Source organism: Virgibacillus halodenitrificans, assembly GCF_001878675.1.
Lineage (GTDB): Bacteria > Bacillota > Bacilli > Bacillales > Amphibacillaceae > Virgibacillus_Q > Virgibacillus_Q halodenitrificans.
Window position 1 is genome coordinate 129993 of sequence record NZ_CP017962.1, and the last position, 14987, is coordinate 144979.

Genomic DNA, 14987 nt, shown 5'->3' on the forward strand with positions numbered 1-14987 from the left:
TGCGGGAGGAGAGGCCTCGATGAGACCCCGGAACGCGTAGCGTGAGGAGGCTCATCAGCCGCCCGCGGAAAGCGGAATATTTCCCCGTAGCGGTGATTTACGCAGCCTCTATATTCTTAGTTACGTCGCAGTATATCTATTTTGTGAATCAATGGATGTCCCAATAAATGGTTTAAAATCATTTATTCGAAAGGCAATTTTTGGTCAATATTTAATCTTTCTTGGCTCAAAGAAATAGTAATCTTTGACAAAGCCTTGCAATATTTTCTTATTCATGCTAAAATTTTTTTGTTATTCATGTTCTCAACTTTATTGGAGAAAATGGAAATAGGAGTGGGAGGGGACATCCCCTATTACCACATCACGGACTTTAAGGAGGTGTGTCTCGTGGCTAAAAAAGTAATTAAATTAGTAAAGCTGCAAATCCCAGCTGGAAAAGCTAATCCGGCACCACCAGTTGGACCGGCACTAGGTCAAGCGGGTGTTAACATCATGGGATTCTGTAAGGAATTCAACGCACGTACCCAAGATCAAGCGGGTATGATTATCCCTGTTGAAATTACGGTATTTGAAGACCGTTCATTTACATTTATTACAAAAACTCCACCTGCAGCTGTTCTATTGAAAAAAGCAGCTGGTATTGAAACTGCATCAGGTGAGCCAAACCGTAATAAAGTCGCAACTGTTAAACGCGACAAAGTAAAAGAAATCGCAGAAACTAAAATGCCTGATTTGAATGCAGCAGACGTAGAAGCAGCCATGCGTATGGTTGAAGGAACTGCTCGCAGCATGGGTATTACGATTGAAGACTAATTTTTAATGGAGATCCATTCTTATGCTTGCTTTTATAAGCGAGAGAAGAGATGGGTTACCCAAATTTATACGGTATAGGTTGCGATTGATTGCCATTACTCGCAACCTTTTTCGTGAATGTGATGGACCAGTTTTATCACATGCTTTATAAAAGCTGTTGCTTTTATAAGTGGGAGGTATTACCGTTATAACCACAAAAGAGGAGGAAATAAAATGGCTAAAAAAGGTAAAAAACATCAAGAAGCTCTTAAGCTTGTTGATCGTTCTAAATCATATGATGTAGCAGAAGCTGTAGCTTTAGTTAAAGAAGCAGCTAAAGCAAACTTTGATGAAACTGTTGAAGCTGCTTTTCGTTTAGGCGTAGACCCTAAAAAAGCAGACCAACAAATTCGTGGCGCAATGGTGTTGCCACATGGTACTGGTAAAACACAACGTGTACTAGTATTTGCAAAAGGTGAAAAAGCTAAAGAAGCTGAAGCAGCAGGAGCTGACTTCGTAGGTGAGTCTGATTATATTAATAAAATTAACCAAGGTTGGTTTGATTTTGATGTAATCGTAGCTACACCTGACATGATGGCTGAAGTTGGTAAACTTGGCCGCGTGTTAGGGCCAAAAGGCCTTATGCCTAACCCTAAAACTGGAACAGTTACTTTCGAAGTAGAAAAAGCTGTTAAAGATATTAAAGCTGGTAAAGTAGAATATCGTGTAGATAAATCTGCTAACATCCATGTTCCAATTGGTAAGCTTTCATTTGATAATGAGAAACTAATTGAGAACTTTGAAGCGATCACTGAAACTTTAGTTAAAGTTAAACCACAGGCTGCTAAAGGAACTTACATGAAAAATGTTTCATTAACTTCCACAATGGGCCCTGGTGTAAGAGTAGACGTTTCATCATATCGTTAATAACATGTTGACTTTTAGTTAAATATTCGTTATACTAATATGCGTTATATAAATGAATATGTTGTACCGTAGACAGTAGGGGCGATACTTCGCTTAATATCCTGCCGAGGTGTTTAAAAGCAGATTAGCCTGTAATAGGTTAATTGTTATATTAAGCTCCCATGTCTGCATGGGAGCTTTTCTTCTGTTAATAAACAGGCGCTTGCGCTATTTCTATACGGTATAATAAACAATGACAATAGGAGGTGGAACAATGTCCAGCATTATCGAGAAGAAAAAGCAAATCGTTGAAGAGATTGCTGAAAAATTCCGTGCGAGTCAAACTGCTGTAGTTGTAGACTATCGTGGCCTTGACGTAGCTGAAGTTACTGAATTACGTAAACAACTTCGTGAAGCAGGAATTGACTTCAAGGTATATAAGAATACAATGACTAGACGTGCTGTAGAAGCTGCAGAGTTAAATGACCTTTCTGATGTATTGGTAGGACCTAACGCGGTTGCTTTCAGTACAGAAGATGTAGTAGCACCAGCAAGAATTTTAAATGACTTCGCTAAAAAGCATGAGGCATTGGAAATCAAAGGTGGCGTAATTGAAGGTAAAGTCGCAACACTTGATCAAATCAAGGAACTTGCAGATCTACCAAATTACGAAGGCATGGTTTCTATGTTGCTTAGCGTACTTCAAGCTCCTGTTCGCAACTTTGCATATGCTACAAAAGCAATTGCAGAGCAAAAAGAAGAACAAGGCGCATAATTGGATAATAAGCAGATCAATCTGTTTCGTTTTATAAAAAATTAATAATAATTAGGAGGAAATAATATCATGACTAAAGAACAAATCATTGATGCGATTAAAGAAATGTCTGTATTAGACTTAAACGATTTAGTAAAAGCAATTGAAGAAGAATTTGGTGTAACAGCTGCAGCACCAGTTGCAGTAGCAGGTGGAGCTGGCGCTGGAGAAGCTGCTGAAGAACAAACTGAATTTGACGTAGTACTTGAAAGTGCTGGAGCTTCAAAAATTAAAGTTGTTAAAGCAGTTCGTGAAATCACTGGTCTTGGTCTTAAAGACGCAAAAGACTTGGTTGATAACGCACCAAAAGCAATCAAAGAAGCTGTATCTAAAGAAGAAGCTGAAGAAGTTAAAGGCAAGCTAGAAGAAGCTGGCGCAACTGTAGAAGTTAAGTAATTTCAATAATGGGGCTCGTCGTACAAGCTAACGACGGGCTCTCTATATATAAAATATGATGAGGAGGCACAAAGTATGAACAACCAAAGGAAAAGCTGATGTTGTTTATTGATTTGTGCCTCTCCTATCTTCTCAATCTATTTTATTAAAAAGTAGGTGCCAAATGTCAGAGCATTACTTTTCAAAAAAACCTCAATCTAAAAGTTCACCAAAGACATGGAGTTATCGGTTGAAAGAAAGGCAATATACATTTACAAGTGATCTGGGTGTGTTTTCGAAGAATGAAGTCGACTTCGGATCAAAATTACTAATAGAACAATTCCGCCCACCTGAAATACAAGGAGATATCTTGGATTTGGGGTGTGGGTATGGACCGATTGGTATTGCGATTTCTGATTCTTACCCCGACCGCCATGTAGTTATGGCAGATGTAAATGAAAGAGCTGTCCTTTTAGCTGAAAAAAATGCTGCTAAAAATCAAATTAATAATGCGGAGTTTATCCAAAGCGACCAGTTCTCTCAACTGGATGGTCGGATGTTTGCTGCGATCTTGACGAATCCGCCAATCAGAGCAGGGAAACAGACGGTTCATCAAATGTTCGAAAAGTCAAAGAAGGCATTGATGAAGATGGGAGAAATATGGGTTGTAATACAGAAAAAGCAGGGAGCTCCTTCCGCGAAGGGTAAATTAGAAGAATTATTTGGGAATGTAGAAGTCGTAACAAAGGATAAAGGTTACTTTATTCTTCGGGCTATAAATGTTTGACCAAGGTATACGTGTATGTTATGCTTAATAAATGCTAACATGGCGATTCTTATGTCAATAGGGTATTTTATAAAAATGACGTATATTTCTCCGTGCTAGGGAAATAATGGTAAGATTGAAAGGGAGATTTTCCCTTATTTTCTATTTATATTGTTATTTTCGGCTTGGTATAAAATAGATCCATAACTTGTATATATTCGGATTGCAAGTTTGTTAGCGTGTTTAAAATGAGGATTCAAAAAACAACCTGAGAAATCAGGGAGTTTTTAAAATATATTAATCATTTAAAGTAGAAAAATACTACTTGAAAATGCATGATTTAAGGGGTGAAGCAGTTGACAGGTCAACTAGTTCAGTATGGACGGCACCGCCAACGCAGAAGCTATGCGCGTATTAGTGAAGTATTAGAATTGCCGAATCTTATCGAGATTCAAACAGCTTCTTATGAGTGGTTCCTGGAAGAAGGCATTAGAGAAATGTTTAAGGATATTTCTCCTATTGAAGATTTTACAGGTAACCTTTCACTTGAATTTGTCGATTACAGCTTGGGTGAACCAAAATACCCTGTGGATGAATCTAAGGAAAGAGATGTCACTTATAATGCTCCACTTCGAGTAAAGGTTCGCTTGATTAACAATGAAACAGGCGAAGTAAAAGAACAAGAAGTATTCATGGGTGATTTCCCGCTTATGACAGACACAGGTACATTTGTCATTAATGGTGCAGAGCGTGTTATCGTTTCACAGCTTGTGCGCTCACCTAGTGTTTACTATAATGAAAAAATTGATAAAAACGGAAAAAGGGGCGTTGCAGCAACAGTTATTCCTAACCGTGGTGCATGGTTAGAGTTTGAAACTGATGCGAAAGACGTGGCCTATGTTCGTATTGATCGTACACGTAAATTGCCGATTACGGTATTATTACGTGCTCTTGGTTTTGGTTCGGATCAAGAAATTATCGATTTGCTGGGTGATAATGAATACCTTAAAAATACATTAGAAAAAGATAACACAGAAACAACTGAAAAAGCTTTATTGGAGATTTATGAGCGTTTACGTCCTGGCGAGCCGCCAACCGTTGAAAATGCAAAAAGCTTACTTGTTTCCAGATTTTTCGATCCAAAGCGTTATGATTTAGCGCATGTTGGTCGCTATAAAATGAATAAAAAATTACACATAAAGAACCGACTTTTCAACCAAGTTGTTGCTGAACCTATTGTAGATCCTGAAACAGGAGAGGTACTGGCACAAAAAGGTGATAAGCTCGAACGTAAGTTATTAAATAAGATTATTCCATATTTGGAAAAAGAAGAAGACAAGCTTGGTGAGAGGACTGTTGAACCTCACGAAGGTGTACTGGATGATCAAATTACGCTTCAATCAATTAAAATCGTAGATCCTACTGACCCTAGTGGTGAGAAGGAACTAACCGTAATTGGGAATGCGAATGTAGATACCAGCATCAAAAATATTACACCTGCAGATATTTTATCAGCTATCAGTTACTTCTTTAACCTGCTACATCGTGTAGGTAATACAGATGATATTGATCATTTAGGGAACCGTCGTTTGCGTTCTGTAGGGGAGCTTTTACAGAATCAATTCAGAATCGGTTTGTCCCGAATGGAGCGTGTTGTGCGTGAACGGATGTCTATTCAAGATACATCAAGTATCACACCACAACAGTTAATCAATATTCGACCTGTAATTGCATCGATTAAAGAATTCTTTGGTAGTTCTCAGCTGTCACAGTTTATGGATCAGACCAATCCGTTGGCTGAATTAACACATAAACGTCGTCTGTCAGCATTAGGACCTGGTGGTTTGACGCGTGAACGTGCTGGCTTCGAAGTACGTGACGTGCATTATTCCCACTACGGTCGTATGTGTCCGATTGAGACGCCAGAGGGACCGAACATTGGTCTTATTAACTCATTATCAAGTTATGCAAAAGTTAATAAATTTGGTTTCATTGAAACACCTTATCGCCGGGTCGACCCAGAAACTGGTAAGGTAACTGCTCAAATTGATTATTTAACTGCCGATGAGGAAGACAACTATGTTGTTGCACAGGCTAATGCTAAATTAGATGATGACGGTACTTTCACAGATGAAGAAGTAATCGCTCGTTTCCGCGGGGAGAATACAGCAGTTCCACGTGAACAAATTGATTATATGGATGTATCACCAAAGCAAGTTGTTTCCGCTGCGACCGCATGTATTCCTTTCTTGGAAAATGATGACTCCAACCGTGCACTAATGGGAGCGAACATGCAACGTCAAGCAGTGCCGCTTATGAATCCGGAAGCTCCTATTGTTGGTACAGGAATGGAGTATGTAGACGGGAAAGACTCTGGTGCAGCTATCATTTGCCGTCACGAAGGCATTGTAGAAAAAGTAGAAGCCAAAGAGGTTCTTGTTCGTCGCATATCAGAAGTGGATGGAAAAGAAGTAAAAGGCGATTTGGATCGTTACAAATTACAAAAATATATTCGTTCCAACCAGGGAACATGCTACAACCAGCGACCTATTGTAAGTGAAGGCAACCGTGTTACTAAAGGAGAAATCCTTGCAGACGGACCTTCTATGGAAGATGGGGAACTAGCCCTTGGAAGAAACGTGCTTGTTGGTTTTATGACCTGGGAAGGTTATAACTACGAGGATGCTATCATTATGAGTGAACGACTTGTTAAGGATGATGTGTATACTTCCATCCATATAGAAGAATACGAGTCTGAAGCACGTGATACAAAACTTGGACCAGAAGAAATCACAAGAGACATTCCTAACGTTGGGGAAGAAGCACTTAAAAACCTGAATGAACATGGGATTATCCGAGTTGGTGCTGAAGTTACTGATGGGGACATCCTTGTTGGTAAGGTTACGCCTAAAGGTGTTACAGAGCTATCTGCTGAAGAACGACTTCTTCATGCAATCTTTGGAGAGAAGGCAAGGGAAGTTCGCGATACATCCCTACGTGTACCTCACGGAGCAGGCGGAATTGTCTTAGATGTGAAGATCTTTAATCGTGAGGATGGCGACGAGCTACCTCCAGGTGTTAATCAACTTGTTCGTGCATATATCGTGCAAAAGCGTAAGATTCATGAAGGAGATAAAATGGCAGGTCGCCACGGGAACAAAGGTGTAATCTCCAAAATCTTACCAGAAGAGGATATGCCATTCTTACCTGATGGAACACCAATTGATATTATGCTTAATCCATTGGGTGTACCATCCCGTATGAATATTGGACAGGTGTTTGAGTTACATCTTGGAATGGCTGCCAGACAGCTTGGAATCCATGTTGCATCACCTGTTTTTGATGGAGCTACCGAAGAGGATGTTTGGGAAACTCTAGAAGAGGCTGGTATGCCAAGGGATGCGAAAACAGTCCTTTATGACGGAAGATCAGGTGAGCCTTTTGATAATCGTGTTTCCGTTGGGGTAATGTATATGATCAAGCTTGCGCATATGGTTGATGATAAGTTACATGCTCGTTCAACAGGTCCTTACTCACTTGTTACACAGCAACCGCTTGGTGGTAAAGCCCAGTTCGGTGGTCAGCGTTTTGGTGAGATGGAAGTGTGGGCACTTGAAGCATATGGTGCAGCATATACGTTGCAGGAAATCCTTACTGTGAAATCTGACGATATTGTCGGCAGGGTAAAAACATATGAATCCATTGTAAAAGGGGATAATGTACCTGAGCCGGGAGTGCCGGAGTCGTTCAAGGTATTAATTAAAGAACTTCAAAGTCTGGGAATGGACGTTAAAATGCTTTCCAGTAACGAAGAAGAGATCGATATGCGTGAACTGGAAGAAGAAGATACACAACAAGCTAGTAAATTAAACCTTGAAGTAGAAGAAAGTTAAGTATTATATCAATAGGGTAAATGATTAAAAGACGCATAATATCCAAATATCCAAAGTGAAAGGTTGGTTCAACTGTTGGATCAACCTCCAGCTTTATCTTATATAACTGTTATAAGCTTAGGTAAAATCGGACATTAAAAGGGAGGTAGGCCCCTTGCTAGATGTAAATAATTTTGAGTATATGAAGATTGGGTTAGCTTCACCAGAAAAGATTCGATCATGGTCTTATGGTGAGGTGAAGAAGCCAGAAACAATTAATTACCGTACATTGAAGCCGGAGAAAGATGGCTTGTTCTGTGAGCGGATTTTTGGGCCGCAAAAAGATTGGGAATGCCATTGTGGAAAGTATAAACGAGTACGCTATAAAGGTGTTGTATGTGACCGTTGTGGTGTAGAAGTAACAAAAGCTAAGGTGCGTCGTGAGCGCATGGGCCACATTGAATTAGCAGCTCCGGTATCCCATATTTGGTATTTTAAAGGTATACCAAGCCGTATGGGCCTTGTCTTGGATATGTCTCCAAGAGCTCTTGAGGAAGTAATCTATTTCGCTGCATATATTGTAACGGAAACTGGCGACACACCTTTAGAGAAAAAACAACTTTTATCTGAAAAAGAATACCGTGCATATTATGACAAGTATGGTAAATCTTTTAAAGCCCAAATGGGTGCAGAAGCAATCCGTAAACTTTTGCAAGACATTGATATTGAAAAAGAAGTGGATGCTTTAAAAGAAGAATTGAAAACAGCACAGGGACAACGTAGAACAAGAGCAATTAAACGCTTGGAAGTACTGGAGTCATTTCGTAATTCCGGCAATGATACCTCTTGGATGGTGTTGGATGTTTTACCTGTAATCCCACCGGAAATACGCCCGATGGTTCAGTTGGACGGTGGAAGATTTGCGACATCTGATCTGAATGATTTATATCGCCGTGTAATCAATCGAAACAACCGTCTAAAGCGTTTGTTGGATCTCGGAGCACCAAGTATTATTGTGCAAAATGAAAAGCGTATGCTACAAGAGGCAGTAGATGCCTTGATAGATAACGGCCGTCGTGGCCGTCCAGTCACTGGACCAGGTAACCGACCATTAAAGTCCTTATCACATATGCTGAAAGGGAAGCAAGGTCGTTTCCGTCAAAACCTATTAGGAAAACGTGTAGATTATTCCGGACGTTCTGTTATCGTTGTAGGACCTCACTTGAAAATGTATCAGTGTGGTTTACCGAAAGAGATGGCACTGGAGCTCTTTAAGCCATTTATTATGAAAGAACTTGTGGAAAAAGGAATCGCACATAATATTAAATCAGCAAAACGTAAAATTGAACGTGTGCATCCAGATGTATGGGATGTACTGGAAGAAGTAATTAAGGAGCATCCTGTATTACTTAACCGTGCACCTACATTGCACAGACTGGGTATTCAAGCATTTGAGCCTACGTTAGTTGAAGGACGTGCAATTCGCCTGCATCCATTAGTATGTACAGCATACAATGCTGACTTTGATGGTGACCAAATGGCAGTCCATGTTCCTTTATCAGCTGAAGCACAGGCAGAAGCACGTATTCTTATGCTTGCGGCCCAAAACATCTTAAATCCAAAAGATGGTAAACCAGTTGTTACACCATCTCAGGATATGGTTTTAGGAAACTATTATCTTACGTTGGAACGAGAAGACGCCATCGGTGAAGGTGCTGTGTTTAATGATATAAATGAAGCATTGCTCTCTTATCAGAATGGGTATGTACATTTGCATACAAGAGTAGCAATCCAAGCATCGAGTCTAAACAACAAAACATTCACTGACAAGCAACAAGGCCAATTATTGATCACCACTGTAGGGAAAATTATTTTCAATGAAATCTTACCCGAGTCGTTCCCTTATATAAATGAACCTACAAAATTAAATTTGGAGATTGAAACTCCGGGACACTATTTTGTAGAGAGTGGAACGAACATAAAAGAAGAAGTCAAATCGAGAGATATTATAAAACCATTTAAAAAAGGTTTCCTGGGAGATATTATTGCGGAAGTCTTTAAACGGTTCAAAATCAGTGAAACATCGAAAATGCTTGACCGCATGAAGGATCTTGGTTTCAGTTATTCCACAAAAGCAGGTATGACTGTTGGTATTTCTGATATCGTTGTTCTAAAAGAAAAAGAAGAAATCCTTGTAGAAGCTCAAAAGAAAGTGGATAACGTATCTAAACAATTCCGTCGTGGTTTAATCACAGATGAAGAGCGCTATGACAGGGTTATTGCTATATGGTCTCAATCGAAGGATACAATTCAGGATAAGCTGATGCAATCCCTAAGTGAGAGAAACCCGATCTTTATGATGAGTGATTCAGGAGCGAGGGGTAATGCCTCTAACTTTACACAGCTCGCAGGTATGCGTGGTCTAATGGCCAACCCGGCTGGTAAAATTATTGAATTGCCGATTAAGTCCAGTTTCCGTGAAGGTTTAACAGTGCTTGAGTACTTTATTTCTACGCACGGTGCCCGTAAAGGACTTGCTGATACAGCCTTGAAGACAGCCGACTCGGGTTATCTGACTCGTCGTCTTGTTGATGTGGCTCAGGATGTTATTGTACGTGAAGCAGACTGTGGAACTGACCGAGGACTTACAGTTTCTGCCTTAACTGATGGTACTGAGTTAATAGAGCCGTTAATCGACAGGTTAATTGGGCGAACAGCCTTCCGTTCTGTAAAGCACCCAGAAACAAACGAGGTTCTTGCGAAAGAAGATACAATTATTACCGAAGACCAAGCAAAACAAATTGTTGAGGCTGGTATTGAAGAAGTAACCATTCGCACAGCCTTCACATGTAATACGAAGCACGGTGTATGTCAAAAATGTTATGGCCGTAACCTAGCAACTGGAGCAGATGTAGAAGTTGGAGAGGCAGTCGGTATAATTGCTGCACAATCCATTGGTGAGCCAGGTACACAGTTAACCATGCGTACATTCCACACAGGTGGTGTTGCAGGGGACGATATTACACAAGGTTTGCCTCGTATTCAGGAGCTATTTGAAGCTCGGAATCCAAAAGGGCAGGCTGTGATTAGTGAAATCTACGGAACCATTCACGAAGTTAAAGAAGTGAAGGACAAACAAGAAATTATTGTTCAAGGTGAAGTAGAACAACGTGCCTACGCTGTGCCTTATAATGCTCGTATGAAGGTGACAGTTGGAGATACAGTTATCGCAGGGCAGGAGCTTACAGAAGGTTCTGTAGACCCGAAAGATCTCTTGCGCGTTCAGGGTGTTGAAGGAGTACAAGATTATTTATTGCGTGAAGTGCAGCGCGTTTACCGTATGCAGGGTGTAGAAATTGGTGATAAACACGTCGAAGTTATGGTTCGTCAAATGCTTCGTAAGATTCGTGTTATTGATTCTGGAGATACGGATGTATTGCCAGGCTCATTACTTGAAATCCATCAGTTCAAGGTTGCTAACCATAAAGTATTGAATGATGGGCAACAACCAGCAACTGGAAAACCTGTATTATTAGGTATTACCAAAGCGTCCTTAGAAACAGATTCATTCTTATCTGCAGCTTCTTTCCAAGAAACTACACGTGTACTTACAGATGCTGCAATTAAAGGTAAGCGAGATGAGTTACTAGGACTGAAAGAAAATGTAATCATTGGTAAGCTGGTTCCTGCTGGGACTGGGATGCAGCGATATCGTCAGGTGCAAGCAGACTTGGATGAACCTGAAACAGCTAACGAGGAAGAAACAGAGACTGTTCAATAGAACTTGCTAATAATGAGCATAGGTTTAAAAAATAGAGAAGAGTTTAAGAACAAGTGATAAACCATCGGAAGCACCAAAAATATTCCCGATATATATTGACATTGAAAAATATGGGTGATAGAATATTCAAGGTGCTTCCGATAATGCTTGTTACTTTGGAGGATATGAAATGTCTTATGAAAAAGTGACTCAAGTTCGATCACGAATAATTATTGGAACGAAACAGACGCTTAAGGCCATGAATAATGGTGAAATAAGTGAAGTGTTTATTGCTGATGATGCTGATCACCGATTGACACAAAAAGTAGCTGGTTTAGCAGAAGATCTTGGCATCCCTTGCCGCTATGTAGATTCGATGGAAAAACTAGGTGCGGCTTGTGGTATTGAGGTTGGTGCATCTACAGTTGCAATAAAGCATTAATGGTTTTGACAGGAAATTAGCTGTCGAGACTTTGTTTTTTGCCAAAAGATGAACCACCTGGATGTGTGGGTTTATAACTCGCTTAAAACAGCTGGTTACAGATTTTAAATTTATAAAATTGGAAGGGAGGACATTTCAATGCCTACAATTAATCAATTAGTACGTAAAGGTCGCGTGAACAAGCCGAAGAAATCTGATTCACCGGCACTAAATAAAGGTTATAACAGTTTCAAAAAGAAACTTACTGACCAAAACTCTCCACAAAAACGTGGTGTTTGTACACGTGTTGGTACATTGACTCCAAAGAAGCCGAACTCAGCACTTCGTAAATATGCGCGTGTTCGCTTGTCAAATAACATGGAAGTAACTGCATACATCCCTGGAATTGGTCACAACCTACAAGAGCACAGCGTAGTATTACTACGTGGTGGACGTGTAAAAGACTTACCAGGGGTACGTTACCACATTGTACGTGGAGCACTTGACACAGCTGGAGTAGAAGGCCGTGCACAAGGACGTTCTAAATACGGAACAAAACGCCCTAAGAAAAAGTAATGTAAAATAATAACTATTGAGAGAGGAGGAGGACATATGCCACGTAAAGGACCAGTACCTAAACGCGATGTCTTGCCAGATCCACTTTATAAATCAAAATTAGTGACTCGTTTAATCAATCAAATTATGGTTGATGGTAAAAGAGGTAAGGCACAAAAAATTCTTTATAATGCATTCGAACTTGTTTCTGAAAGAAGCGGCCAAAATGCAATGGAAGTTTTTGAACAGGCAATGAAAAACGTAATGCCAGTACTTGAGGTTCGTGCTCGCCGTGTTGGGGGTTCTAACTACCAGGTACCGATGGAAGTTCGCCCTGAACGTCGTCAGGCATTAGGACTACGTTATATTGTTAACTACTCTCGCCTACGCGGAGAGAAAACAATGGAAGAACGTCTTGCTAATGAAATTCTTGATGCATCTAACAACACAGGTGCTTCCGTTAAGAAGCGCGAAGAAATGCATAAAATGGCAGAAGCGAATAAAGCATTCGCTCACTACCGTTGGTAAGAACAAGACAATAAAGTTTTCAAATAGGAAGGAGAAGAATACATGGCTAGAGAGTTCTCCTTGGAAAAGACGCGTAATATTGGTATTATGGCACACATCGATGCAGGTAAGACCACTACTACTGAGCGTATTCTTTTCTACACAGGACGTATTCATAAAATTGGTGAAACACACGAAGGTGCTTCACAGATGGACTGGATGGAGCAAGAGCAAGAGCGTGGTATTACAATCACATCTGCTGCAACAACTGCTGCTTGGAAGGAACATCGTATTAACATTATAGATACACCTGGACACGTGGACTTCACAGTAGAAGTTGAACGTTCCCTACGTGTGCTGGATGGTGCTGTAACTGTACTTGATGCACAGTCTGGTGTTGAACCACAGACAGAAACTGTATGGCGTCAAGCGACAACATACGGAGTACCTAGAATCGTATTCATTAACAAAATGGATAAAGTAGGTGCTGACTTCTTGTATTCTACAGGCACACTAAAGGATCGTCTGGGTGCAAATGCACATCCAGTACAGTTACCAATTGGTGCTGAAGATCAATTTGAAGGTATTATTGATCTGATCAATATGGAAGCACACTTCTATCTTGATGACCTTGGTACAAAAGCAGAATCCCGTGAGATCCCTGCAGAATATAAAGATAAGGCAGAAGAGTTAAGAGCAGGTCTTATTGAAGCAGTATCAGAACTTGATGAAGAGTTAATGATGAAGTTCCTAGAAGGGGAAGAAATCTCCAATGAAGAACTTAAGAATGCAATTCGTCAAGCAACATTGGATGTAGAATTCTATCCTGTATATTGTGGTTCTGCATTTAAAAACAAAGGTGTTCAACTAATGCTTGATGGTGTAATTGACTTCTTGCCTGCACCAACAGATGTTGCGGCAATTGAAGGTATTATTCCTGGAACAGAAGAGAAAGTAACTCGTCCATCAGATGATAAAGCTCCTTTCTCTGCTTTGGCATTTAAAGTTATGACAGATCCATACGTTGGAAAGCTTACATTCTTCCGTGTATATTCTGGGACACTAGATTCCGGTTCTTATGTAAAGAACTCTGTTAAAGATAAGCGTGAACGTGTAGGTCGTATCCTACAAATGCACGCCAACTCCCGTGAAGAAATTTCACGTGTTTACTCTGGTGAAATTGCAGCAGCAGTAGGCTTGAAGGATACTTCAACTGGGGACACACTATGTGATGAAAAGGACTTAGTTATCCTTGAATCAATGGAATTCCCAGAACCGGTTATCGGTGTTGCAATCGAACCAAAAACAAAAGCGGACCAAGATAAAATGGGTATTGCTTTAGCAAAACTTGCTGAAGAAGATCCAACTTTCCGTACAGAAACAAACGTAGAAACTGGTCAAACAATTATTTCTGGTATGGGTGAACTTCACTTAGACATTATTGTTGACCGTTTGAAGCGCGAATTCAAAGTTGAAGCTAATGTTGGTGCACCACAGGTTGCTTACAGAGAAACTTTCCGTTCTGCTGCAGAGGTTGAAGGTAAGTTTGTACGTCAGTCAGGTGGTCGTGGACAATATGGTCACGTTTGGGTTAAATTTGAACCAAATGAAGAAGGCGCTGGCTTTGAATTTGAAAACAAAATCGTTGGTGGGGTTGTTCCTCGTGAATACATTCCTTCTGTTGAAGCAGGTATTGCTGAATCAATGGAGAATGGTGTACTTGCAGGATATCCATTAATTGATATTAAAGCTTCACTATATGATGGTAGCTACCATGATGTTGACTCAAACGAGATGGCATTTAAAATAGCTGCATCAATGGCCCTAAAGGCTGCTAAAAACAAGTGTAACCCAGTACTTCTTGAACCAATGATGAAAGTTGAAATCGTTATTCCGGAAGAATACATGGGAGACATTATGGGTGATGTTACATCACGCCGTGGACGCGTTGAAGGTATGGAAGCACGCGGAACTGCTCAGCTAGTAAAAGGTTTTGTACCACTTGCTGAAATGTTTGGTTATGCTACTGCATTACGTTCAAATACGCAAGGTCGTGGAACATTCACTATGCACTTTGACCATTATGAAGAAGTGCCAAAGAGTATCTCAGAAGAAATTATTAAGAAAAATGCTGGTCAATAATTGATTTTTTGATCATCATCAAGTATAACTTTTATTGAAGGCTGAGTTATAGTTTAAAATTATTTCTCTGCTTAATA

The 14987-nt window shown here is 40.2% G+C and carries 11 protein-coding genes and 1 other annotated feature; all 11 genes read left to right on the top strand.

Annotation, left to right across the window (positions count from 1 at the left end; genetic code table 11):
• Window positions 1-387: 387 nt before the first annotated feature.
• The 11 genes from rplK to fusA all read left to right on the top strand — a co-directional run bounded on the left by rplK (window position 388) and on the right by fusA (window position 14910).
• Entirely contained in the window at window positions 388-813 is a 426-nt protein-coding gene (rplK, locus tag BME96_RS00665) for a 50S ribosomal protein L11 (RefSeq protein WP_019375547.1), read from the top strand.
• A 213-nt stretch (window positions 814-1026) separates the two neighbouring features.
• Window positions 1027-1719 carry a 50S ribosomal protein L1 gene (gene rplA, locus BME96_RS00670; RefSeq protein ID WP_019375546.1) on the top strand — a complete coding sequence of 231 codons (693 nt, stop codon included), beginning with the start codon at window positions 1027-1029 and terminating at the stop codon, window positions 1717-1719.
• 48 nt (window positions 1720-1767) lie between these two features.
• Window positions 1768-1911, top strand: a sequence feature (ribosomal protein L10 leader region).
• A 61-nt stretch (window positions 1912-1972) separates the two neighbouring features.
• Window positions 1973-2473 carry a 50S ribosomal protein L10 gene (gene rplJ, locus BME96_RS00675; protein WP_019375545.1) on the top strand — a complete coding sequence of 167 codons (501 nt, stop codon included), beginning with the start codon at window positions 1973-1975 and terminating at the stop codon, window positions 2471-2473.
• 69 nt (window positions 2474-2542) lie between these two features.
• Window positions 2543-2908, top strand: a complete 366-nt coding sequence (rplL, locus tag BME96_RS00680; protein ID WP_019375544.1) for a 50S ribosomal protein L7/L12 — start codon at window positions 2543-2545, stop codon at window positions 2906-2908.
• A gap of 163 nt (window positions 2909-3071) precedes the next feature.
• Window positions 3072-3674 (top strand): class I SAM-dependent methyltransferase, encoded by a 603-nt coding sequence (locus BME96_RS00685; RefSeq protein WP_071648030.1) that lies wholly within the window; start codon window positions 3072-3074, stop codon window positions 3672-3674.
• 335 nt (window positions 3675-4009) lie between these two features.
• Window positions 4010-7546 (top strand): DNA-directed RNA polymerase subunit beta, encoded by a 3537-nt coding sequence (rpoB, locus tag BME96_RS00690; RefSeq protein ID WP_019375542.1) that lies wholly within the window; start codon window positions 4010-4012, stop codon window positions 7544-7546.
• A 154-nt stretch (window positions 7547-7700) separates the two neighbouring features.
• Window positions 7701-11306, top strand: coding sequence for a DNA-directed RNA polymerase subunit beta' (rpoC, locus tag BME96_RS00695; protein ID WP_071648031.1), 3606 nt, complete (start codon window positions 7701-7703; stop codon window positions 11304-11306).
• A gap of 169 nt (window positions 11307-11475) precedes the next feature.
• Window positions 11476-11727 (top strand): 50S ribosomal protein L7ae-like protein, encoded by a 252-nt coding sequence (locus BME96_RS00700; protein ID WP_019375540.1) that lies wholly within the window; start codon window positions 11476-11478, stop codon window positions 11725-11727.
• Window positions 11728-11865: 138 nt separating this feature from the next.
• Window positions 11866-12282, top strand: coding sequence for a 30S ribosomal protein S12 (rpsL, locus tag BME96_RS00705; RefSeq protein WP_019375539.1), 417 nt, complete (start codon window positions 11866-11868; stop codon window positions 12280-12282).
• Between the two features lie 36 nt (window positions 12283-12318).
• On the top strand, window positions 12319-12789 hold the full coding sequence (gene rpsG / locus BME96_RS00710; RefSeq protein ID WP_019375538.1) for a 30S ribosomal protein S7: 471 nt from the start codon (window positions 12319-12321) through the stop codon (window positions 12787-12789).
• Between the two features lie 42 nt (window positions 12790-12831).
• Complete coding sequence (gene fusA / locus BME96_RS00715) at window positions 12832-14910, top strand: elongation factor G (RefSeq protein ID WP_019375537.1); 2079 nt, start codon at window positions 12832-12834, stop codon at window positions 14908-14910.
• Window positions 14911-14987 lie beyond the last annotated feature (77 nt).